Here is a 23722-nt window from a genome sequence, read left to right as displayed (position 1 = left end):
AAATCTCTTAGTTATTAGTTTGGTAGCCAGAAATAAAATTGAGATGATAATTAAAAATTTATAAAATTAACAAAGTTTAGGGTTTAAGTCCCCTGCTTCTATCAAGCAGCGCGTTTTGTGTCGGGGTCTAAATCCCCGTCACAAAACCTACTTGCGACTTGCGACTTGTTTTAATATTTATTTTAAATATTAAATTATTGACATTTTCAACATTATTAAACTAAAGATACTTAGGTTAATTAAAGTAACGTCTTGTTATTTTTTTACTATGCATTCTTTCTGGCTCAAAGAATGAAATTGATTATAGAGATAAACTCAAGACTATATTCAGAATTAATGTGTAGGGAACTGAGCTATCCCTACGGGAATCTCTACGTCACTACCAATAACTTTAGCCGAAATGCTATAAAGAGAAGTAGAACTGAAAGTTTGTTGTAATACTCTATTAAGAGTAATATTAATTTTAGTTGTAGTAACAACTGTTTCAGGAAAAAATATTATGATTTTTCTACCATTTACAGAAACATTGATCTTGATTTTTTCACCTTGATTATCCAACACATCAATATCATTGCTTACAGCTACAGTAGATGGAGTATCAATTATTATCTGGGAAATACTTTTGCCATTCTGAGGAATGTTTATTCGGAAAGTATGTTTAACAAGTTGCCAACTATTAGGTGAAAATTGGAGATTATTATCCACATTGGGATCTACGTCATAGTCTGTTTTGGCAATTGCATATCCAGCAGAAATTAAAGCTGAGGTAGCCGCAGTAAATGCTACAGTAGCGTAAATTATTTTTTTCTTCATCTTAGCTGTCAAACTAATAAAATATGTTTATAAGATTACATTTTTTTTAGTGCATCAAGTACTATTTGATTAGTATGACAGAAGACTATGAAATTTGGATGAAATTTTGACTGTTTAACTAAAATTATTCATTCATGTTATGGTAAGTAGCCACGGCTGAAGGATAACTGCGATTGAGGTAGCGGAATATCCAATATTTGAAAACTGTATCCATGATCACTGGAACAGTAGCAATAAACAAAGAAGTAAGACTTTTGTTTTCTGGTAAACCGTAATGCTTGAAAGTACTTTCTATAATTATTTGCCAACCATAAGGAGAGTGAAAGCCGACAAATATATCTGTAGATAGAATAATTAAAAAAGCCTTGGCAGAGTCGCTTAAACTATAAGTTAGATCGCCAGCAAAAGACATAAGTATGGATAATTGCTGTTTGCCTGTTAGGATTAAAATAATTAATGTAATGGCTGTAAGCATATCTGTAAAGACATTTGTTACTGCATTAATCCTTTTAATTTTATTTTCTTCTACTAACGCAATAGCTTTTTTCTTAAGCTTCTTTTGAACAACCTCGTCAGAGAATGTGGTGATTTTACCTATTCGAGCTTCAAAATAAACACGTTGCTCAAATCTTTTGAGTTCCGCCAAAGCTTTTTCTTCTTGAGAAGCGTTTAAGAAGATATTTGACTCTTGTGAATTCCAAAATTTCTCAACTAGAGGAGCGATGAAAAAGTTTCTAGAAAGCTGATTTATAAGTAATGGAACTACAATCAGAATTAACAGAAAACGGAGGGAGGAAATTGTTTGCAGTCGAGAAGCGCGAAACTCTTCAATAAACTTTGCTTCGGCATTTGGATCTAACGTCTGTTGAAATTTTCCTATCGTCCGCAGGATAGATCGAGGAATAAAGCTCATCTTTTGAGATGATGACTTTGATTTCATCTTAATTTATAATCATCAAAATTATAGTTGCACCATAATTTAGTGGGACAACTGTGGCGTTTTAAAGAGTTATAAGATTTAAGGATTAAGTCTCTAACCTCTACTTTACAAAAACGGGATGAAATTAAGATGAAAAATCAGTATTTTATAAAAATTTTCCAGATTTAGTTATTTTCGTATATATTAAAAACGGCAAGTTTTACTTGAATAACTATTACTTTGATGATTTGCGATCGCAAAGCTAATGTGGTTGAGTATTCAGTCAGAATAATTACTTCAAATGCGATCGCTATCAGATTCTCTGTCCATATACTCAACTAAATTGATTTAAACCACGTTTTCTTGAGCAAGAGGACATGGATAACTTGGATCGCCTGTTTCTATCTGAATTGTAGTGTGTTCGATACCAAAATGGTCGTGAAGTTGTTGATTTAGCTGAACTAAAAAAGCATCATTAGGATTTCTAGTAGGCATAATTAAGTGAGCAGTGAGAGCTGTTTCTGTGGTACTCATTGCCCAGATGTGCAAGTCATGAACACTAGATACACCGGGAAGTTCAGCTAAGAATGTACGGACTGCAAGTGGTTCAATACCTGCTGGTACTGCATCTGTGACTAAGTTCAAAGATTCTTGGAACAATTGCCAAGTACTCACAACAATCACGACAACAATCATCAAACTCACAACTGGGTCAAACCATAGCCAACCAGTGGTAACAATCGCAATACCAGCCAGGACTGCACCCAAAGACACCGCCGCGTCAGCAACTAAGTGAATAAAGGCTCCCCTAATATTCAAGTCTCTTTCACGACCTGACAAGAACATTAAGGCACTTCCCATATTGATGGCAATACCTACCGCAGCCACGCCGATAATTGTACCGCCTGATACTGGGCTGGGTTCACGGAAACGCCCGATAGCTTCCCAGGCAACTGCACCAGAAGCTACGAGTACGAGGATAGCGTTTAATAAAGCAGCCAAAATAGAGGAGCGACGTAACCCGTAAGTACGGCGTGGTGTTGGTTGGCGACGACCGAGGAAGCTTGCTCCCCAGGCGAGTAATAAACCTAGAACATCACTCAAATTGTGACCAGCATCGGCAAGTAGGGCAAGGGAATTGGCAGCTAACCCATAAACTACTTCAATGACAACAAATCCAGTGTTGAGAGCAACGCTAATAATGAAGGCACGGTTGTAATTAGTCGGTTCGTGGTTGTGTCCGTGACTGTGATTGTGAGACATGAATATTGCCCTTAAAGCGTTACCAACGGCGACAGAACTTCTATGCTTTGACAAGTGACAAACTTATCTTTAAGCATATCTTTGACCAAGGAAAGAAATTCAGCGATCGCACTTTCAGTATCAATAACCGTAATGACAAGTGGTAGCACAGAAGACTCAATAGATGGATCTAGTTTGTTCATAGTGCGAAAAATACCATGTTTGCCATATCCGGAAATTGCTCGCATCACCGTCATCCCTGTTATTCTCTGTTGGCGAGCGATTCCCAAGAGAATTTGGTGAAGTGGTTGGTGCTGCCAACTATCAGATTCACTAATGTAAATTGTTAGCTGCTTCCATTTAATTGGTTCGTGGTTGTACTGTTGAAGCATAAGGTTTATTTTGTTGCTATCACTTGCTATTAATCATCGTTTGAAGGTAAAGCGACCATTAAATTTTTCACCTTTTACATCAGTTTGAATAACAACTTTATACTCTCCCGTTGCAGTTGCAGGCAGCTTTGCTGTGTATTGCTTCTCCTCAGAATTATAAGGAACTTGTAGAGTTTTGTTAGTGCCATCTGGTAACTTAACTTGAGCGGTGAGCTTGGCATCAGTAATTGCTTTGTCCTGCTCGCTGTGTACGCTGATATCTAAATGAGTAGAATCTTTTTCTATATCTGGTTTAAACTCTAAATTATATTTGCCTGACTCTACAACTTGATTGCTACGCTTCTCTGCACTATTGGAGTGATCACCTTTTTCATCATGGTCATGACCGTCGTTTTCATTATGCGCTTCCCCAGTTTTAGCAGCTGTTTCTGTGGTTGCTGTTTTGGTAGCATCTTCCGAGTTAGCAGCTTGATTAGCACCACTACAAGCACTCAATGAAATTAATCCTACACTGGTAACAATTGCCAAACTGGTCTTCAGAAATTTCATTAATTCAAACTCCTTGATATTTTGTGAACTAAAAACTAGTACAGCTTGGCGGAAATAAACAGACCATCTGGAATTTGTAAAAAGCTTGTGGTATGACTATTATTTCTTTTGACTTTTGCCTTGTTGTACTAGGCTCTGGCCTCTCCTGCAATTTCTGGCTGAATAATTGGCTCAGTCTTTTTCGGCATCAAAAATCTACCAAACTGTACATACAAAGCCGGAAGTACCAAAAGAGTTAAAGCAGTCGAGGTAAACAATCCACCCAACACCACAACAGCTAGTGGCTGGAGGATTTCTTTTCCGGCTCCGCTACCAATTACCAAGGGTGCCATACCCAGAGCCGATGATAGCGCCGTCATTAAGATAGCAGCCAACCTTTCTATTGACCCTTCCATCAAAGCCTGCCGCAAAGGCTGTCCTTCTGCCATCCTAGAATTGTAGTTCTCAACCAGTAATAGTCCATTCCGTGTAGCAACGCCGAATAAAGTAATAAATCCTACCATTGAAGCTACAGAGAGAATACCGCCAGTTAAAGCGATGGAAATGACTCCACCCACTAAGGCCAAGGGCAAGTTTATCAAGATCATGATGGTGGCAGGAATCGACTTGACAGCAAAGTAAATCAGGACTGCGATCGCCACAAGTGCTAATCCCCCAGCCGAAAGTAAAGTTTTCGTCGCTCCTTCTTGGGCTTCAAATTGACCACCGTATTCAATAAAATATCCAGAGGGTAATTGCACCTGTTGCTTAACTCTGTCCCGAATATCCTTAATTACAGAACCTAAATCTCGTCCAGCCACATTGCTGGATACGACAATATAGCGGGAGACATTTTCGCGGTTGATGGTATTGGGGCCTGTACCATAGTTGATTTTTGCGACTTGGGCTAATGGAATTTTTTGTCCGTTGGGTGTATCAACTAACAAATTACCGATAATTTCAATATTGTTACGGTATTTTTCTTGCAACCAAACCACCATATCAAAGGTTTGTTGTTGCTCCAATACTTGGGAAACGACTCGCCCATTCAGTGCAGTTTCTACTATCTCTGATAATTCGCCAATAGTTAAACCATAGCGGGCTGCTGCATTGCGGTCGAATTGAATTTGTACCTGTTTAATCGGTACTTGCGGTTCTAGTTGCAAATCGACTAGACCCGAAACCTGGCCCATAGCTGATTGTACTTGTTGACCAAGGGTGCGGAGTTGTTCCAAATCGGGGCCAAAAATTTTCACAGCGATGGCACTCCGTACACCTGAGAGTACCTCATCCATCCGGTGCGAAATAAACCCGCCGATATTGGGAACGACTCCGGGAATTTTTTCAAACTCCTGGCGAATTGTTTCAATCGTCTTGTCTCGATCTTTTCCCCCCTCCTCGCTGAGTTGGACATCTATTTCCGCAGCGTTTACACCAGCTACCTCAGTATCCCCCTGAGCGCGTCCAGAGCGCAATTGAGCCGTTTCAACCCCAGGATTTTTTTTCAAGGCTTCTTCGATAGCTATCCCTACTTGATTGGTCGCATCCAGAGACTGACCAGGCATTAAAACTGCGGCGATCACCAAAGAGCGGTCTTGGAATTCTGGTAAAAAAACTTGCCCTAACGAGAGTAGAATCATCGTTGAAGCGACAAAAGCAGCGATCGCACCTGTCAAAATAATCTTGGGGCGACGAATAGAAAATTTCAAAAGTGGACGATACAGGCGATGGGAAAATCGTTCAACCCAAGTTTCTGTACTTGGTAAACGCCGATTTACTAGCAAAAGGGCGCACAGTGCTGGAGTCAATGTCAGTGCTACTAAGGTAGAAGCGCCAATTGACAGCAAATAAGCTACAGCCATCGGTGTAAAAATCCGACCTTCTACACCAGAAAGAGCAAAAATTGGTGCAAAGACGACTGCAATAATGATTGTCGAGAACAGTACGCTTACCCGCACCTCCACTGAGCCATTAAAAACAACTTGCAGTGGTGGTACAGGATTGCCTGCTATCTGATTTTCTCGCAAACGGCGGTAGACGTTCTCCATATCAACAATTGCATCATCCACCACTGAACCAATCGCAACAACAAGTCCGCCCAAAGTCATTGTATTGATGCCTTGTCCCGTCCAATTCAGGATCATCATTCCCAACAACAAAGACACGGGAATCGCACTCAAACTAATAATCACCGTGCGCCAGTTCATCAGAAATAAAATCAAGATGACACAAACGATGATCGTGCCATCACGCAAAGCTTCTTCAACGTTTTTGAGCGAGGCTTCGATAAAATCTTCCTGACGGAAAGTAGTTGTAATTTTCACATCTTTGGGCAGACCAACTTGAATTTCCTCTATTGCTGTCTCAACTGCCTTCGTTACTTTTGGCGTATCTGCTGCTGGCTGTTTGTTGACTGTCAAAATTACCGCTTTTTTACCCGCAAAACTGCCATCGCCGCGTTTGAATGCTGCACCGATTTGGACATCCGCCACTTGTTCCAACAATACTGGAATGCCATTTTTGGCTTTAATTACTGATTTCTTCAGCTGTTCAATAGATTCAATCCGCCCAACACCTCGCACCAAAGTTTCTTGGTCGGGAGTAATTAAAAATCCCCCTGGTGCATTAGCGTTGGCTGCTTGTGCTGCTTTGGTGACATCATCTAGGGAAACATTAAACGCCTTCAGTTTATCTGGGTTTACCAGCACTTGATACTGACGCTCATCCCCTCCAAATATGACAATATTACTTACACCAGGAACAGCCAGCAGGCGGTTTTTCACCTGCCAATTGACAATTCGCCAAACCTCCATCAAAGGAGTAGTTTCAGAAGTAAAGGCATATTTGACAGTCCATCCCAAAGGCGAACTAACGGGCAGAACCTCTGGGTCTTCTACACCTTGCGGTAGTTGACTACGTGCTTGTTGCAACCGTTCCGTTATCAATTGGCGGGCGCGATAAATTTCTGTATCCAAGCTAAAAGTGGCTCTCACAGCCGAAAGACCTACAGCTGAGGAAGAACGCAATGCTTCTAGTCCGGGAGTGCCGTTAATCACACTTTCTATTGGTCGAGTAACTAAAGATTCAACCTCTTCTGGTGCTAGTCCTGGAGCTTCGGTCATAATTTCCACTTGCGGTGGAGCAAAGTTGGGAAATACATCCAGTGGCATTTGCGTCAGGACGAGAAAGCCCCAAAGTGATACGAGGATGGAAGCAATAACTACTAGCCAGCGTTGAGCGATCGACCATTTAACAATAGAATTGAGCATATTTTGACTTACATAGGATTTTTCAGCCCTAAACCCTGTCTAAAATTGTCAATCTAAAATCCCTTGGTACAAAATTTCGTAAAATCATGACCAATTGAGGGTTTAAATTGAAACGCAGAGGGGCGCAGAGTTGAGCGCAGAGGAGCGCAAAGGTTGTTCGAGTTTATTTGCTACGAACTTAGGCAAAGCTGTACTTAGTTTGGTGAATGAGGATTTTCACGTTCTTCATTCTCAAGAAGCTTGGCTGGTTGAGACAATGTAGGTTGCTTATGGTTGTCGGTATAAATCTCAGTTTCATACTCGTAGCCTGAATTGCCCACTGCTATTAAAGGCGATCGCGTGCGACGACCAGACCAGAAGCTACCTCCCATGAAAGCTACGGTAGCAATGGCTGCTCCTCCTCCTGCTAAGAGCAACCATAAAGGTAGAGGGAAGCTGTTAGCTTTAACCTCGGTTTCTTCTGAGCGCGAATCTCCTTCTTGCGAGTGGTCGTCTTCTTTGGGTTTCTTATCACCCCGTAATGACTGTGCATAAAGTTGTGGCGCACGCTGGGTAACTACCGAATCTCCCTCGAATAAACCACTTTTAATCTCAATTAAATCTCCAGAGGTTTGTCCTAACTCAACTTCAACAGATTGGAAGGCATTGCCGTTTTGGACATAGACCAATTTCTTATTATTTGCATCCACTACAGCAGATCGGGGAATTGCCAAAGTAGCTGTAGATGTCTGGCTTGTTACAACTTCAAGTTCGGTAAACATTCCGGGTTTGAGCTGCCCTCTGGTGTTATTGACTTCGGCTTGTACTGGTACTACTCGCGTTTCTCCTTCCACTACTGAGCCAATCCGTGTAATCTTTCCTGTAAAGGATTGATTAGGTACGCTAGCAACCTTCATCCTTACCTGTTGACCTGTTCTCACTTTATCTAAATCTTTTTCATAGATATTCGCTGTGGCAAAAACCCGACTATCATTAACAATCGTCATTAATCTGCCACCCGCATCCTGGAAAGATTGGCCGATAGTAACTTCTCTATCAGCAACCTTCCCCGAAATCGGAGCTGTTACTGTTATTAGCCCCTTAGTATTAGCGCGGTTTCCTAGTTGAGAAAGGCGAGTTTCATAAATAGTATTGCTGCGATTAATATTGGACTTTGCTAGTTGAACTGCTGCTTGAGCGCGCTTTAGCTGATTTTCAGCCGCGATCACATCACGGTGGCTGTTAGCTGTGGTTAGTTTAGCTTTAGCTTCTGCTAGCTGGGTTTGAGATTCAAGAGCGTTGCGACGTGCCAAAGCTCCTTCAGTGGCTAACACTTGATCTTTCTCATACTTTTCTTGAGCAAATGCGACTTGGCTTTGAGCTTGGGCGATTTCTGCTGTGGCTATTTGTTGATAGCGATCGTAATTTTGTTGAGCCAGCCTCAAGTCAGCTTGAGCTTGCTGTAAATCAGCCTGACCTTGTGCTAATTTGTCCTGAGATTCCACGCGCAATGTCACTAAATCTGGACTGGTTACAACGGCTACAGGTTGACCTTTCTTTACTGATGCGCCTGGTTCTACCAACAGTTCAACTACTTTTACCCCTTGAATTGGGGTGGTGACTTCCACTTTCTGACTAGGTAAGGTTTCAATCTGTCCAGTAGTTTTAATGCCGACAGCTAATCGTTGACGTTGCACTGGTTCGACCTTAACTCCTAGCAGTTTTGCGGTTTCTGCGTCAACTTCAACAGAACCCGTCAATTCGCCTCCTGCTTGAAAAGCACTTCCGCCAGTGTGGTCATGACCACCACCAGCCAAAACAGTAGTAGGAGTATTTAGTAGTAACAAACTCAACATTGTCAACGAAATATAATGCAGTGGAGCAGAACATTGAAATAAATTAGAGATTCCCATCGCTTGTTGTGTCCTCAGGTAATGAGAAAGCAGAGTCGCATTTGGATGTTGGCATTTGATGTGCAAATTTGGACTACCGCTTTCTTTAACTAGTTACATTGCTTTTGTGAGTAGTTTAAGGAGTTTGACTAGTACTCTTTTTCCAGTGTTTCATATTGATATGAAATTTGGGTGAAATTTTTAGTAGCGATCGCTATTATGAATAACTATTATATTTAGGCTATATTCAGGTTTTGAATCTTACACTTTTTCAATAAACACAAAATACACAGAGTATATATAACCCATACATATTTTTGGATTGCTGTAGGCATTTTTACAACATAACCATAAATATCTACAATATTTATATACCCTGAGTACCATTAGCTAGCGTACAAATTAAATAGCCCACAGCTTTCCAAGTAATTAAGAAAGCGATCGCTATCAAGCTGAAGCCATTAGAACTATCTTAAAAATGAGGCAGAAGGCAGAAGTAAAGAAAAATTTTATCCTTTGTTGTGTTCGCGTAGCATGTGCTTTGCGCTAACTTTAGTTCATAGTGCTTCTTGCAAAAGTCATAATTTTAAACTTTAGAATTAGTCTAAAATTCTATTATTTAAAGGATTTTAAAATTCCAGCAGACTTGATAACCAGATAAGTCAAAACTTAAATATTTGATTAATTTAAATTTTCCACTAAAGAGCGATATAAGTTGATGACGTGACTGTCAGCCAAACTATAATAAACATTCCGACCTTCTCGACGATAGCTGACTAAACGCATAGCTTTCAATAACCGCAGCTGATGACAAACTGCTGATTCACTCATCTTCGTTAATGCAGCTAGATCGCAAACACACAACTCACTAGAAGCCAAAGCTGATAAGAGACGTATACGGTTTGTATCTGCTAACACCCCAAAAATTTCTGCCATTTGCTGTGCTTTATCTGTCGGTAAAATTTGCGCCTGAGATGAACGTACATTGTCTAGATGCACCAGATGGGTATCACAGGTAGGAGTGTCAGAACTTGGGATTAAGTCCAAGTCCTGCTTTTTCTTGTGCTTATTCATAGCAAGTTTTACTTAGCAATGGTTATCAATCTCAATAATACCTAAAATGATAACCATTGTACAATTGAATAGTTGTTCAATTGTTGTAGTAGAATATTGGCAGTTAACTTTTCGCCTTGGTTGTAAAGCTGCCATGACTCAAACTCCTTCCCTAAAAACCCAAACTTTGCAAGTTGGCGGTATGGACTGCGGAAGCTGCGCCAAGACAATTGAAGTCGGTTTGCAGCAGTTACATGGTGTTACAGAAGCAACGGTAAACTTTACAACTGGTAAAGCTAGGGTTTCCTATGACCCAGAGGTATTGAGTGAAACGAGTATCTATGACCGAATTAAAGGTTTGGGTTATACGATAGAGCAAAGTCATGAGGCGCAATCCCATCAGCATACTCATTCCTGTGGCGGTGAAGACGACCATGACCACCAAAATCATGACCATAACGTAGATGTAGTTTCTCTGCAAACGCTACAGCTACAAATTGGCGGGATGGATTGTGGCAGTTGTGCTAAAACCATTGAGGTTGGGGTGCAGAAGATAATAGGCGTAAAAGAAGCATCAGTCAGCTTTGCCAGCGAAAGACTGCATATATCCTATGACTCACAATTAGTAAATGAGAAAGCAATTTATGACCGGATTAAAGATTTAGGTTATACGGTTGAGGAGGGTGTTGAAGCAAGTTCCTATCATCACACTGATTCTAGTGGTCATGACCACAAGAATTATAACCACGAGCATTCTCAGCCAATAAACAAGTCCAAACAAAAACAAAAGTCCGACCTAACAAGCTGGAGATTCTGGATTAAAAATCGTCGAGGACAGAGTGTCATACTTGCAGGCATAGGTTTAGTTTTAGGTTTACTTACTCAGTATTTAGTGCTACCCATCTGGATTGCACGAGCTTTTTATGGAATTGGCATAGTAATTGCAGGCTATCCTATTGCACGGGCGGGTTTGTTTGAGTTGCGCTTGCGCCGTGCCGATATGAATCTGCTGATGACCATATCAGTTATTGGGGCAGTAATTTTGGGAGACTGGTTTGAGGCAACGCTAGTCCTGTTTTTGTTTTCTTTGGGTACAACACTGCAAGTTTTCACCTTTGGTCGCACGCGCAATGCTATCAGCGCTCTCATGGATTTAACTCCACCTACTGCTACTGTCAAGCGAGGGAATAAAGAAGTTACAGTTGCCGTTGAAAGCGTTCAAGTTGGTGAAATTTTGACGCTTCGACCCGGACAGCGCGTGGCGTTGGATGGTGTAATCGTTTCTGGCAGCAGTGCCATTGATCAATCGCCAATTACAGGAGAGTCAATTCCAGAAGATAAAGCTCCAGGCGATACTGTCTTTGCCGGAACATTGAATCAATCAGGTTTTTTAGAAGTTAAAGTAACTCACACTGTTAGTGATACAACTGTTTCTAAAATTATCCATTTGGTAGAATCCGCTCAAGGAAGTCGCGCTCCTTCTCAGCAGTGGGTGGATCGGTTTGCAGAGATATACACCCCAATTGTAATTTTGATTGCGATCGCCATTGCCCTGATTCCGCCCTTGGCTTTTGCTCAACCTTTTAACGTCTGGCTCTATCGGTCGCTGGTGATGTTGGTAATAGCCTGTCCCTGTGCTTTAGTAATTTCTACTCCTGTTTCAATTGTCAGCGCCATTGGTGCAGCAACTCGTAAGGGCGTTTTGTTCAAAGGGGGTAATGCGCTGGAAACCGCCGGACGTTTGACTACTTTTGCTTTTGATAAGACTGGTACGATTACGCAAGGGCTACCCGTTGTACAAAAGGTTTATGACCTTGGCAAGGTAAGCGCAAACATGGTGTTACAGATTGCAGCCTCAGTTGAGCAACAGTCTGAGCATCCTCTCTCCAAGGCAATTGTAGCCAAGGCTCATGAGCAAGGTATGGAGTTAGAAGCACCTATTAAATTTACAGCACTACCTGGGAAAGGGATTCAGGCGAACTTGAGGAAGCAGTTGTACTTCATAGGCAATCAAAGGTTGTTTTTAGACCAAGGTATTCGCTTATCTGGTGAAGCTGAATCTTTGCTAGCTGAAATTGAACAACTCGGTCAAATTCCGGTGCTGATAGGGACAAGTGAAGGGTTATTGGGAGCGATCGCACTTTCTGATGGCATCCGCCTAGAAGCCACAGAAGCCCTGCGACAGTTGAGGCGGGTTGGATTAAAGCGGTTAGTGATGTTGACAGGAGATCGCACTGCTGTTGCTAAACAGATTGCCCAGCAAGTTGGAATTACAGAGTACCGAGCAGAACTGCTACCTGAAGATAAACTTGAAGAAATTCAACTCCTGCGTCAAAAAGGAGTAGTAGGTATGGTTGGGGATGGTATTAATGATGCTCCTGCACTTGCTGCTGCGGATATCAGTTTTGCGGTTGGTGGAATAGATATTGCTTTGGAGACAGCAGATGTAGTGATCGTGGGAAGCGACCTCAGACGACTTGCTTATGCAGTAGAACTAAGCCGTCGTACTGTATCTGTAATTCAACAGAATGTTGTCTTTTCTTTAGTAACAAAAGGTTTGTTTCTGTTGTTGGGAACCTTTGGATTTGTTGGGTTAGCTGTAGCCGTCTTAGCAGATACGGGAACTTCCTTATTAGTTACTGCAAATGGAATGCGGCTATTTAAAACCAAGACTGTTAAGGATTAAGCAATGGTACACGACCACAGCCACAAGCACCAGGGACACGAACACGGACAGGGCAACTACAACCGCGCTTTCGCAATTGGTACTGCCCTTAATATCGGATTTGTGATTGTTGAAGCAGTCTATGGCTACCGAGCAAACTCGCTGGCTTTGGTTGCCGATGCTGGTCACAATTTGAGTGATGTATTGGGACTACTATTAGCTTGGGGAGCAAGTGCCCTTACCCGACGACCTCCGACCCGACGACATACCTACGGATTGCGTCGTTCCTCAATTTTGGCGGCTCTGATCAACGCACTTGTTCTGCTCCTAGCGATGGGTGCGATCGCTTGGGAAGCAGTTCGTCGCTTTAGCGAACCTAGCTCAGTATCGGGAGGTACAGTCATCGGCGTTGCTGTAGTAGGGATTATCATCAACACAGTTACTGCCTTGATGTTTATGTCCGGTCGTCAAAAGGACTTAAATATTCGAGGAGCGTTTCTGCACATGGCGGCTGATGCCGGAGTTTCGTTGGGGGTTGTATTAGCTGGCATCGCCATTGTTTTGACTGGCTGGTTATGGTTTGACCCAGTTGTGAGTTTAATTATCGTTGTCGTCGTCGTAGTTGGAACCTGGCAACTGTTGAAAGACTCTCTAGACTTGGCATTAGATGCTGTACCAGAGGGAATTGAGCCTTTGGCTGTCCAGACTTATCTGACCGAGCGTCCTGGTGTGGCTGGTGTTCATGATTTGCACATCTGGGCAATGAGTACTACCGAGACTGCACTCACTGCTCACTTAGTTATGCCTGCCGGACATCCAGGCGATGCTTTTTTAGTACAGGTTTTTCAAGAGCTTCACGACCATTTTGGCATTGAACACGCTACGCTTCAGATAGAGACTGGCGATCCGAGGTATCCGTGTACCCTTGCTCCAGAAAATGTGGTGTAAGAGTTTACTTGTTTATACTTATCTATATTGACTTAGACGTGCTCTAACACTCTGCTATTCGCTTACCCTTAACAGGAGAGCAGGAATAACTGATCTTTTCAGTTACAGCATAATTGGAAAGCTTAAGACTGCCTTGAATCTTTATACCTAACATTAAAAAGTTGCCTCTGAACAAACCAGATAATTATGGGCGGTATCAGTATCCACTGAAGCAAGGGAAGCAAGCCAGTACCTAAGAATGGAAGCGTCGGCATAACATCAGCATATTCCCATCTATCAAGCACACCAGTAGCTAAAGCTTCAAAAATAATCGTAATTGCAACACCAACTAAAATAAAGCTACTTAACTGCCACCAATTTAGCTGACGAAACCACTGGCGCGACTTGGACATAATTGCAACAGTCCAAAAAGCGGTAAGTGAAATTCCAACATCCCCTACAGTAGCAACAGTGCAATTTATTACCTTATCTGTGCAAGAAAATTCAGAAGAAACCCGAAAAAACGGCATTTGCTGCATCTCCCAAAGGAAATTTAGAAGAAAGGAGAAAATAGCGATATTCAACTCTGGTAAATTAAGCAGGTGTTGGGGATGAATGACTTTTGAGGAATTTGACATACTGCAACTAAGGCTATACTTACGTCTGTTAGAGCTTCTTAACTGCTACACCAATTATTTGAGGGCTGACGATCGCAGGGAGGTTTGCCCGAAAATGTTGATAATCTACTTGCTCAAACCCTGCATTCTCCAATGCTAACCAGGTTTCGCGGTCAGGATGGCAACCATCACCAAGGGTTTTCCAAAGCGGTTTTATTCCATGCTGTATCCATCGCAACATTGTTCCTTGAGGTGCCGCAACGTGTTCAAGGAAAAAGAAGCGTCCACCAGGCTTAAGTACTCGTATAATTTCCTGCAATACAGCAACTAGATTATTTACAGAACATAAAACAAGCGTACTTACAACAGCATCCATGCTGTTATCCTCGACTTCCAGGTGTTCGGCATCTCCATTGCGAAGGTCAATATCTAAGCCGAGTCGCTCTGCTTCTTGCTGTAGATACGGATGCATGAAAGGGTTTGGCTCAATACCAATCCAATGAATATCGGACGGATAGTAAGACAAGTTGGGGCCCGTACCAGGCCCAATTTCTAAAACGTTGCCATGCAGTTGGGCAAACAAAGCTCGTTTTCGGTCTGCTATCTCCTCCTCGTATTTAGCGTTGCCATGAGCCATCATCCAGGCAAATAAGCGTTTATACCAGTCTGGAGAACTTTTTGTATTTGACGTTACAGTATGTATCTTAGCCATCATTATTTTCTCAATTCTGGAACTACAGCTGGCGTTGCTCAAGCTATCATTATTACTTTCTACTGATTAACTAAGGTAATGGCTGAACTGTAATTTTAATTACAAATAATCCTAACGTTCAAAATGCCTTGATTGCAGATTTGAGCGATTAGTATTTCAAGTTATTATAGCTATGTAGATAGTCTTCAAATTTATTTCAGTTCTTTCCATATCTTGCCGCTATCTTGGGATTGAAAGACAGCATTGTTATCATTTACCGTATAAAATATTTGGGGATTACTAGGGGCGATCGCTAGTTTTACAACTACACCATTAGTTTTAGTCCAAAGTTTCGCCCATGTTTTACCACCATCACTGCTGCTATAAACACCAGGTGCTGATTTGAGGAAGCGATAGCCATACATTACAGTGGTGTTACCCTCTTTTTGCAGAGCCAAACTGATAACAGGAGCTTCCCGTGTATTAGGTACTAATATCCAATTATTGCCGCTGTTGGTGCTTTCATACATTCCCGAACGGGTAGTTGCAAACAAATGTTCAGGGCTTCGCGGGTCAACTGCAAGGTCAAAAGGAGCATCGCCTAATCCAATCATGCGGGTTTTGACCCAAGTTTTTCCACCATCAGTAGAACTATGCAGCCCTTGCGCCCCAGAAGCGGGCCATCCATAAAAAACGTTGGGGTTACTCGGTGCGATCGCTATTGCATGAAAATCTACCCCAGGCATAGAAATCTGTTTCCAATCTTGCCCTTGATTCTCACTTATCTGGAATCCTAAATTACCTCCTGTGTGTGGATGTCCGCTGGAATAAAAGCGGTTACTGTCAGTTGGATCAGCAGTAAAGCCCATATAATCAGCTCGCTCTTTTCCCATCCAAAACCATTTTCCAGTTTCAGAACGCTGCAAGAGTCCGTTATGACTTGCAACATAAATAATGTTGGGATTATCTCGATTCACGGTTAAACCATGAACGTGATTATTTGCTTGCCAATTGCCCGCTTTCTCTAGGGAAACATTTACAGCCTTTGGTTGAGATTGATTGGTTGATTGGTTGGCAGAGAGTGGCTGGTTGGTTGACTGATTGCTAGTAGGTGGCTTGATAGAACGACCGAACCACACCCCCAAGCCTCCGCCTAAAAAGAGGGAAAATGCTATGGGCACGGCGCAGCAAGCCACCATAGCAATTCCCATCCATTTCATCATGTTGTGGTCTTTTGAGTCAGGCTGACTCATAATTGTGTTTCTCCTGAGTAAGTTTTCTGCTGTAGTAAAGCTGTTGACTTATGATGAAATGCAAAAGTAAGCGCGTTTTGAGCTTCTGGATAAAAGGAACGAGTTCGATAGTTATCCTGGTTTACCTTAAGTTCCTTAGTTCAAGCATAAGATGGCTTTTTTAGCCATGAATTCACTAGCCTTTCTTGGCGAGACTTCTCTAAACATTCCTAGTTTTTTCTGACATGTCAAATTAAAATTTGTTCTCGCCAAGAAATTTATCAAGCTCTATCTTGATGGAATGTTTTGGTTGTTCATCATTCCTGGCATATTATTCATCATTCCCGGCATATTATTCATCATTGCTTGGCAACACTTACATCCTGTTTGGTTTGGCTGCTGTGGTGTTTGATTCGTTGGTGCTGTTCTTTGATTTGTTGGTGTTTGAGTTAATTTTGCTTTGTTTATGGCGTTAACTAATTGATTCGTATTCGCAGTTTCTTTGACAGTGTTTGCAAACGAAGCATTAGTGGTTAACGTAAGTAATGCAAAACTAGCTACGGCTCCGCTTAATAGTATCCTAACGCCTGTATTAATGTTCATTTTTACTCTCCATTACTTTGTCAAGCTAGTAGTTTTTCTTGAAACTAAAGTTATTCTAAACCCTTCAGTTAGGTAGAGAGTCAAGTAATAAATTAAAAAATTTACTTAATGTTTCCTTATGTACTGCTTCTTGAAAATACGGGAAAATAACTGAGTGACATCATCTACTACCGAATGCATAACCGGAATGACAATGAGAGTGAGTAGAGTGGAAATGCTTAATCCTCCTAGAATCACTGTAGCGATTGGCGAGTATGCATCCATTCCAGTATCAGGGAAAAATGCAAGTCGAATAATCACTACTAAAGTGATAATTACTGTCATCAAAATCGGCTTAAGTCTGATGGGGGCTGCTTCCCGAATAGCGACATCTCTAGGAATTTCCTGCCGACGTTTTGTCAAAATTAAATCAATCAACAAGATTGCTCCAGCCACATCAATTCCTGACAGAATGATAATCCCTAAAATAGAAACTGTGGAAAATGTTTGTCCAGCTAGCAATAAAGCTCCAAATACCCCCGCTAGTTCTAAGGGAATTGACAGCATCATGTTAAGGGGCTGGATGAATGAGCCAAACTGAACTACTAAGATGAGATAAATCAGCACTAGGGAAAGCACAAGCCCTCTAAGCAACCGAGCGAACTCAATCATCATGTCAGTCATATCACCCATTGAGTCTAGTCCGTATCCAGGGGGAAAATTAAGTTCAGCACCAGCTTGCATTGCCACTGCCATTGATAGATCCATAGAGGCGGGGCCGTGCTGACGATAAAATCCATTGACGTAGACTACCCGACGACCATTAACGTGTTCAATTAGGCTAGGCCCCTTGCGAGTCTCAAGAGTAACAACTGTATTAAGAGGTACTTGTTTTCCATCTTTTGTTGTGAGGTAAGTTGCAGCTAAGTCTTCAGCGTTTCCTCGGTCTTTCTGTCCGTAGCGCACTAAGATGGAGTTCAGTCTACGATTAGGTAAATTATAGTACTGTTGAGTATATCCCCCCTGCAAGGCGTAACGAGCCTGTTCAGTCACTTCTGCAACATTAAGTCCCAGTTCTATCGCGCGACGGCGATCAACTTTTAGTTGATATTCAGGCTGAGTCATTGTCGAGCTAGTATGAGCCATTTTCAATCCAGGAGTTTTCTCGGCAATGCTTAAAACTTGGTCGGCGAGGCGGTGTAAAATATCTAAATCCTCCCCATAGACTGCCAGCTGCACGGGCGCGGCGGAAGTAGCCATCACATCTACTCCCATTGGTTGCATGGCAATACGTCGGATACCAGGAATGGTACGACGAGCAAGAGCTTCTACCGCATCAATAACTTGCCAAATATCGCGGATTCTTTCGCCTCGATCTTTGAGAGTCACAATCATTGAGGCGCTGTTCACCCCACCCATGCTATAACCACTGAAATAAGTGCTGTTGTTAGTTAGTTCAAACCCTACTTCTGAAGAGACTTTCTCGACTTCCGGCTGCTTTTGGAGAATCTGCTCAAACTTTTGGGCGATCGCATCAGTCTTAGCGAAAGATGTCCCTGCTTGAGCTTCTACAGTCACCATAAATTGACCAGAGTCCGCCAATGGCATCATCTCTTGACCTACAAAAGGGTACAAACTGTAGCCCAAGTAGATGAAAGCGGTCGCCACAGCTAAAACTATGCCTCGATTTTTTAATGCCAAATCCAGCAGAGATGCATAGCTTCTTTCCAACCACCCAAACCCTTTACGAAATGGAGTAAGGACACTTTTTAGCAAGGGTTGCTTGTGTTCATCATGCTCGGAGTCAGGTTTTAAGAAGTAAGCTGCCATCAGGGGTGTCAAAGTCAGTGACACAATTAGAGAAGCTAACAGAGCATAAATAATTGGCCAGACAATCCCGACAAACATTATCCCTGTTAGCCCACCAGCGAAGGTCATCGGAGCCAATGCCGCAACCATCACCGCAGTAGCTGCGGCGATCGCCAAAAATACTTCCTGTGTTCCTTCAATCGCTGCGTGGAAAGGCCTTCTACCCTGTTTCAGCTTGCGCTCGACTGATTCAATCACCACAATCGAGTCATCTACTAGCCGCCCAATCGCTAACAGTACGCCAATCAGAGTCGAAGAATTCAAGGACATTCCCATCGGCACAAACGGCAGAATCGACATTGCCAATGAGGTGGGAATGGAGATGAGTACCATTGCCGTTGCCTGAAAATCTTCTAGGAAAACCAAAATTACCAGCCCTGCCAGAGCTACACTGATGAGTAACTCTGCAATCGTGCCTTCTTTGATGATCTCCACCAGATGGGAATTATCATAGGCTTCCTGAAACTCGATGCCTGGATACTGAGTATGGATACGCTTAAGTTCAGTGCGGATGCGCTCAATCACTTGGGGAGAACTCGCATCCGGCTTTTGGATAATATTAATTCCTAATGCTGGTGAGCCGTTGTAGCGATAGCCACTACGCCGTTCTTCATAGGTATCTTTAACTGTAGCTACATCTCGGACATAAACAATGCGATCGCCCTGATTAAAAATCGGATAATCTAAGACGGTCTGGCTACCTAGAGCGCGTTCATCACTACGCACTACGATTTCGCGATCGCCTTTGGTTAATACTCCAGCACCCTTGGAAACATTGTTACGGTCGATTGCATCCCGCACCTGCACAATTGAAAGACCGTAGGCTGCTAACTTCTCTCGGTCTACGATTATTTGCAGTTGCCGTCGATACCCGCCAAAAATAGATACAGCCTGAACATCAGGTACTTGTTTAAGCCGATCAACTAAGATATTGTCCGCAAAATCCCGTAGACGTACCGAATCCCAGCTTTCCCCCCGCAAAGCTAAGGTTAGAACTGGGCGGTTGAGAGGGTCAATGGGCAGAACCCAATAAGAGCGTGTGTCAAAGCCATCAATAGGTATATCGCCTTCCGCCGATTTCATCACACTTTGTACGGCCCCAAGCGATCGCTGCATATCTTGACCCCAAGCAAACTGCACTGTCACCAGTGACATATCTTGCTGGGAACTAGAGCGGACAAAGCGCACACCGTCTAGCACTGTCATCCGCTGTTCAATTGGTTTGCTGATGTAAGTCTCCACTTCTTGAGGAGGTGAGCTAGGAGCCATTGTCACAATAGCGACTAGAGGACTCTGTAGGTAGGGCATCATCCGCACTGGTAGCTGAAATAGCGCCAGGACAGCTAGGGCAAGAATACCGACATATAAGGCTAACAAAATCACTGGGTTCTGGATCGACCAGCGCGGAATTGAACCGATTTTCATCTGGAAAGCTCCTGAACCTAGCGATTATCTAACGTAAAAGAACTGTTGCCAATTCGTGATTTGTCTTTGACTTTGGCAGTTACTTCCCACTTTCCACTCATACCCAAATAGGTATTGACTTTAAAACGACCTGATTGAGTATCAGGTTTTACTTCTACATCAGTAGACATGGGAGAGGAATTCTTCATTGGCATGGTGACGCTAACTTCTAAACCTTCAACTTGTACAGGCTTCTTGGTTTTAGAATCTTGGACTTCTAGAACCAATTGATTATCACCAGATACCGCTTTGCCTTGCGGACTGACTAACTTTATTTGGGTGTTGCCCTGTACAGCGCTACTTAAGGAGGCAACTGGTTGACCAGAATCATCAACAGCCGCCACTGATGCATTTTCAATCAGTCTTTCCTGTCCCGAAGTGATGACCAAATCGCCGGGTTGCAAACCGCTAGTTACCTCTGTGCGATCGCCGTTTGTTAAACCTGTAGTGATAAATTTGCGTTTAGCTGATTTACCTGCTAAGACCCATACAGCGTGCTTACCTTCAGATTCAGTCAGTGCTGCTTGGAAAACCGACAGAGCGTTTGGCTTATGGGCTGTAATAATTTGCATTTCCACAGCCTGTCCTGCCAAAATCTGCCCACCAAGATTGTCTACCACTGCCTCAACTGTAACTGTACGAGTGTCCTCCCCAGCTTTGGGAAAAATACTTGTCACCCTACCTTTGATGGTTTTAGTGGAGTTGCCAATTATCCGCGCCACAATTGGCGAACCAATTTCTACACCTGCTAGGTTTTGCTGGGCAACATTTGCTTGGAGACGAACTTTACTATATTCTCCAATTTTGAGAATCCCGATACCAGGTTGTACTACTACACCAGGATCTGCCATGCGCTCCTGTACAATACCTGTAATTGGGGATGTAATAACTTTGTAACTCTCAATGACTTTGAGACGCTGAATTTTTACTTTAGCCTGTGCCACCTGAGCTTGGGCTTTAACTATCTGGGCTTGCATCCGTTCTAATTTAACTTTTGCAGCACTCAGACCCGCCTTAGCTGATGTTGCCTCGCTTTTTTGTCTGTCAAAGTCATTACGGGCGATCGCCCCAGAATTTAATAAAACCTGCTCGGTTCGCTCTACTCTTGTCTCTAAATAAGTAGACTCGGCTGCCATTCGCTGTATTTCTTGACGTTGCTCATCTAGTTCTTTTCTGCTAGCTTGCTCATCAGCTTTAGCAGCCTGCATTTCCGTTGTTGCTTCCTCTACCTCATCAGAAAGTTCCGTCGCAGTTAACCGGGCCAGTACTTGTCCTGCTTTTACCTTACTTCCTGGGTAGGCAGAGTATTCAGTCAACTGCCCACCCACTCGTGGATATACAGTCACTTCCAGGTAAGGACGCACTGTCCCCGTATAACGCACACTTGCCTCCATCAAACCAGGCTGGATGGACTCGACCTTGACCGGGGTGGGATTAGAAGAGCCGTCTACCCGCATCATGTCTTCCATCGACATCCCTTTCATATCTTCCATCCCAGCCATAGAAGAAGAGGGTTTGAACTGCTTGGTTATTATTGAGATACCACCGATTAACACCGCAAGGACTGCAAGTGTTATGACAGTTTTGACGGATAAAACCGACTTTTTGATAGGCTTAATTTCAATCAAGGTAGCATTATCATGATTACTGACTTGATCGGGTGTTTCTGCCTCAACGGGGGAAAGGTCAGAAAGAGGAGTTTGTTCGTTTTCTGCTTTGATGCGAGAGTTTTTATCCTCGTCAGTAATTCCAGACATTTACTCTCCTCGCAGGTTATGAACAGGTATATCCCGACAAGCAACTTCCTCAATCATGCTACAAAGCTCTTTGCTGCATGGGTCGTCCAAGGGTCGGCTTGACCAGCTTTCTTGATATGCTTCTAGCTCCTCCTTCAGCGCCTTCATGCGATAAATCTGCTCCTCAAGATCAACTATTTTCTTTTTCAGTAAGCCTCTAACCAGTGGGCAAGCAGGGCTACCGTGAGAGCGAACACCAACTATTTGTTGAATTTCACTGAGGGAAAACTGTAAAGATTGAGCTTTTTTGATGAATTGCAGTCGCTTGATTGCTTCGCCATCGTAATAACGGTAGCCATTTTCACTTCTTTCAACTGGTGTTAGCAATCCTAAGCTTTCGTAATACCGAATTGTTCCCACTGCCACATCGGTTTGCTTTGCTAGCTCACCAATTTTCAGTAGTTTTTTTGGGGATGATGCTTCACAACAAGCTTGTTCCACTACAGCAACCATAGTTTTTTATTTCTACCACTATGTATTGCTCCAACCTTAAAGTCTATAGTCAACTGTAGAGTCAATCCCCAGAGTCAGAATTTGTGTAAAGTTATCTAACAAAATTTTGTACTGCTGACGAATTGTTATACGTGTTAACTACGATAGTAGGCTCAAAGGGAGATTTTACTTATAAATGTGCCTTGAACCTATCGAGATGGAATTTTAGTAGGGCAATGGAAGAGTTAAAAAGTTATACCTAATAGTTTCTATAAATATGGATTTTTAGAAACTTTAGCTCAATTACTTAACGGCTACATTAAAGACAGCGCTGGCAGTTGGCTGGATATCTTTAAGGTTTACCTTTAGTTGCCAGTTACCAGCATAAGGTAGACTGCTTTGAATTTCAAACATACCGGGTGAAGGTACTGACTTGACTTGTGTTTTTGCAGTTCCTACTCCTTCCATCCCCATTGCCTTCATTTCTTGCTCAGACATAACCATTTCAACCGCTACATTTTTGACAGCTAAAGGCTTACCAGTCTTGGCATCTGTAACGTTCAGCATCAGAGTACTTTTTCCAGTTTTGAGGGGTGTAGCTTCCGGATTTAGGGTCATGCGAGCTTCTCCCGTTTGGGTAGCAGGTTCAATCACCTGGCCGGCTGTCGTGGTTTTTGAGGAAGAGACAGCCGGATTATTACCTGAATTATCAACCTGTTGTCCATTACTACAGGCCCCTAAAGAAATTACTCCCATGCTTGCTAGAACAATTAAGAGCCACTTGAAAGATTTCATGCTATTTATTTCCTCACAGACGGTAACGCTCAATTTGAGAATACTTAAATAAGTAAATTAGAGCAATGTTAAACCCTCAAGTCAGCTGTAGAGTCAAGTAGATATAGGCAAGAATCTCTCTTAATATTTCATTGCAATATCTCTGGATAAGACTGTCACCTTAAGCATCGTTAAGTGGAAGTCAAAGAATAAATTTAGAAAGTAGAAAAGGGTTGACTCTCTAGTCCACTAGAGACTTCAGAATGAATGAGTAAGGAAAATTCCTGGTGGACATCATGACAAAACGTCAAATAGAAATTTTTACGGCTGACTGTCCTTTGTGCGATGAGACAGTTCAATTGGTGCAAGAACTGACTTGCCCTGATTGTGAAGTATCAGTCTATAACCTGCGACAAGAGCAGGAAAAAGCCCAGCATTACGGAATCAATGCAGTGCCAGCGATCGCAATTAATGGAAAACTGGTTGTGACTGGCAAACCCAGTCGAGAGCAACTCCAAGCTGCTGGTGTAGGTCAGCCCCTGAGTTGAAATAGTTGAAACAGAAGGTAAATAAGCCCAAAGACCTT

The 23722-nt window shown here is 42.6% G+C and carries 20 protein-coding genes; 3 read left to right on the top strand and 17 right to left on the bottom strand.

Features of this window, described 5'->3' with window-relative positions; all coding sequences use genetic code 11:
• Window positions 1-333: 333 nt before the first annotated feature.
• From VB740_RS20070 to VB740_RS20030, 9 genes are all read right to left on the bottom strand, one after another.
• Window positions 334-813 carry a hypothetical protein gene (locus VB740_RS20070; protein WP_323201680.1) on the bottom strand — a complete coding sequence of 160 codons (480 nt, stop codon included), beginning with the start codon at window positions 811-813 and terminating at the stop codon, window positions 334-336.
• Window positions 814-937: 124 nt separating this feature from the next.
• Window positions 938-1753, bottom strand: a complete 816-nt coding sequence (locus VB740_RS20065; protein ID WP_323201679.1) for a CemA family protein — start codon at window positions 1751-1753, stop codon at window positions 938-940.
• A gap of 164 nt (window positions 1754-1917) precedes the next feature.
• Entirely contained in the window at window positions 1918-2070 is a 153-nt protein-coding gene (locus VB740_RS20060) for a hypothetical protein (protein ID WP_323201678.1), read from the bottom strand.
• A 10-nt stretch (window positions 2071-2080) separates the two neighbouring features.
• Window positions 2081-2995, bottom strand: coding sequence for a cation diffusion facilitator family transporter (locus VB740_RS20055; protein WP_323201677.1), 915 nt, complete (start codon window positions 2993-2995; stop codon window positions 2081-2083).
• Between the two features lie 11 nt (window positions 2996-3006).
• Window positions 3007-3366, bottom strand: a complete 360-nt coding sequence (locus VB740_RS20050) for a DUF190 domain-containing protein (RefSeq protein WP_323201676.1) — start codon at window positions 3364-3366, stop codon at window positions 3007-3009.
• A 33-nt stretch (window positions 3367-3399) separates the two neighbouring features.
• Window positions 3400-3915 (bottom strand): hypothetical protein, encoded by a 516-nt coding sequence (locus VB740_RS20045; RefSeq protein ID WP_323201675.1) that lies wholly within the window; start codon window positions 3913-3915, stop codon window positions 3400-3402.
• A gap of 128 nt (window positions 3916-4043) precedes the next feature.
• Window positions 4044-7163: an efflux RND transporter permease subunit gene (locus VB740_RS20040; RefSeq protein ID WP_323201674.1), complete on the bottom strand. Its 3120-nt coding sequence runs from the start codon at window positions 7161-7163 to the stop codon at window positions 4044-4046.
• 194 nt (window positions 7164-7357) lie between these two features.
• Entirely contained in the window at window positions 7358-9055 is a 1698-nt protein-coding gene (locus VB740_RS20035) for an efflux RND transporter periplasmic adaptor subunit (RefSeq protein ID WP_323201673.1), read from the bottom strand.
• Window positions 9056-9715: 660 nt separating this feature from the next.
• Window positions 9716-10108 (bottom strand): metalloregulator ArsR/SmtB family transcription factor, encoded by a 393-nt coding sequence (locus VB740_RS20030; protein ID WP_323201672.1) that lies wholly within the window; start codon window positions 10106-10108, stop codon window positions 9716-9718.
• A 46-nt stretch (window positions 10109-10154) separates the two neighbouring features.
• Between VB740_RS20030 and VB740_RS20025 the strand changes: the two genes are divergently transcribed.
• Together VB740_RS20025 and VB740_RS20020 are read left to right on the top strand one after the other, a co-directional pair.
• Window positions 10155-12773 carry a heavy metal translocating P-type ATPase gene (locus VB740_RS20025; RefSeq protein ID WP_416290233.1) on the top strand — a complete coding sequence of 873 codons (2619 nt, stop codon included), beginning with the start codon at window positions 10155-10157 and terminating at the stop codon, window positions 12771-12773.
• A gap of 3 nt (window positions 12774-12776) precedes the next feature.
• Window positions 12777-13700 carry a cation diffusion facilitator family transporter gene (locus tag VB740_RS20020; protein WP_323201671.1) on the top strand — a complete coding sequence of 308 codons (924 nt, stop codon included), beginning with the start codon at window positions 12777-12779 and terminating at the stop codon, window positions 13698-13700.
• Between the two features lie 122 nt (window positions 13701-13822).
• Here VB740_RS20020 and VB740_RS20015 read toward each other — a convergent pair whose 3' ends face one another.
• The 8 genes from VB740_RS20015 to VB740_RS19980 all read right to left on the bottom strand — a co-directional run bounded on the left by VB740_RS20015 (window position 13823) and on the right by VB740_RS19980 (window position 23157).
• Window positions 13823-14317, bottom strand: coding sequence for a hypothetical protein (locus VB740_RS20015; RefSeq protein WP_323201670.1), 495 nt, complete (start codon window positions 14315-14317; stop codon window positions 13823-13825).
• A 28-nt stretch (window positions 14318-14345) separates the two neighbouring features.
• The gene (locus tag VB740_RS20010; RefSeq protein WP_323201669.1) at window positions 14346-15011 is read right to left on the bottom strand and encodes a class I SAM-dependent methyltransferase; all 666 of its coding nucleotides are present in this window, start codon (window positions 15009-15011) and stop codon (window positions 14346-14348) included.
• Window positions 15012-15199: 188 nt separating this feature from the next.
• A complete protein-coding gene (locus VB740_RS20005) occupies window positions 15200-16240 on the bottom strand; it encodes a F510_1955 family glycosylhydrolase (RefSeq protein ID WP_323201668.1) in 1041 nt (346 codons plus the stop codon).
• A gap of 267 nt (window positions 16241-16507) precedes the next feature.
• Entirely contained in the window at window positions 16508-16822 is a 315-nt protein-coding gene (locus tag VB740_RS20000; protein ID WP_323201667.1) for a hypothetical protein, read from the bottom strand.
• 105 nt (window positions 16823-16927) lie between these two features.
• Complete coding sequence (locus VB740_RS19995) at window positions 16928-20095, bottom strand: efflux RND transporter permease subunit (protein ID WP_323201666.1); 3168 nt, start codon at window positions 20093-20095, stop codon at window positions 16928-16930.
• Between the two features lie 17 nt (window positions 20096-20112).
• Complete coding sequence (locus VB740_RS19990; protein ID WP_323201665.1) at window positions 20113-21891, bottom strand: efflux RND transporter periplasmic adaptor subunit; 1779 nt, start codon at window positions 21889-21891, stop codon at window positions 20113-20115.
• Window positions 21892-22383 carry a heavy metal-responsive transcriptional regulator gene (locus VB740_RS19985; protein WP_323201664.1) on the bottom strand — a complete coding sequence of 164 codons (492 nt, stop codon included), beginning with the start codon at window positions 22381-22383 and terminating at the stop codon, window positions 21892-21894. It abuts the gene before it with no gap.
• 282 nt (window positions 22384-22665) lie between these two features.
• Complete coding sequence (locus VB740_RS19980; protein WP_323201663.1) at window positions 22666-23157, bottom strand: FixH family protein; 492 nt, start codon at window positions 23155-23157, stop codon at window positions 22666-22668.
• A 275-nt stretch (window positions 23158-23432) separates the two neighbouring features.
• Here VB740_RS19980 and VB740_RS19975 point away from each other — a divergent pair, with 275 nt between their 5' ends.
• Entirely contained in the window at window positions 23433-23684 is a 252-nt protein-coding gene (locus VB740_RS19975; RefSeq protein WP_323201662.1) for a thioredoxin family protein, read from the top strand.
• Window positions 23685-23722: the final 38 nt, after the last annotated feature.

The organism is Nostoc sp. UHCC 0251 (assembly GCF_034932245.1).
Taxonomy (GTDB): domain Bacteria; phylum Cyanobacteriota; class Cyanobacteriia; order Cyanobacteriales; family Nostocaceae; genus Nostoc.
This window is presented reverse-complemented; position numbering and strand designations above follow the sequence as displayed.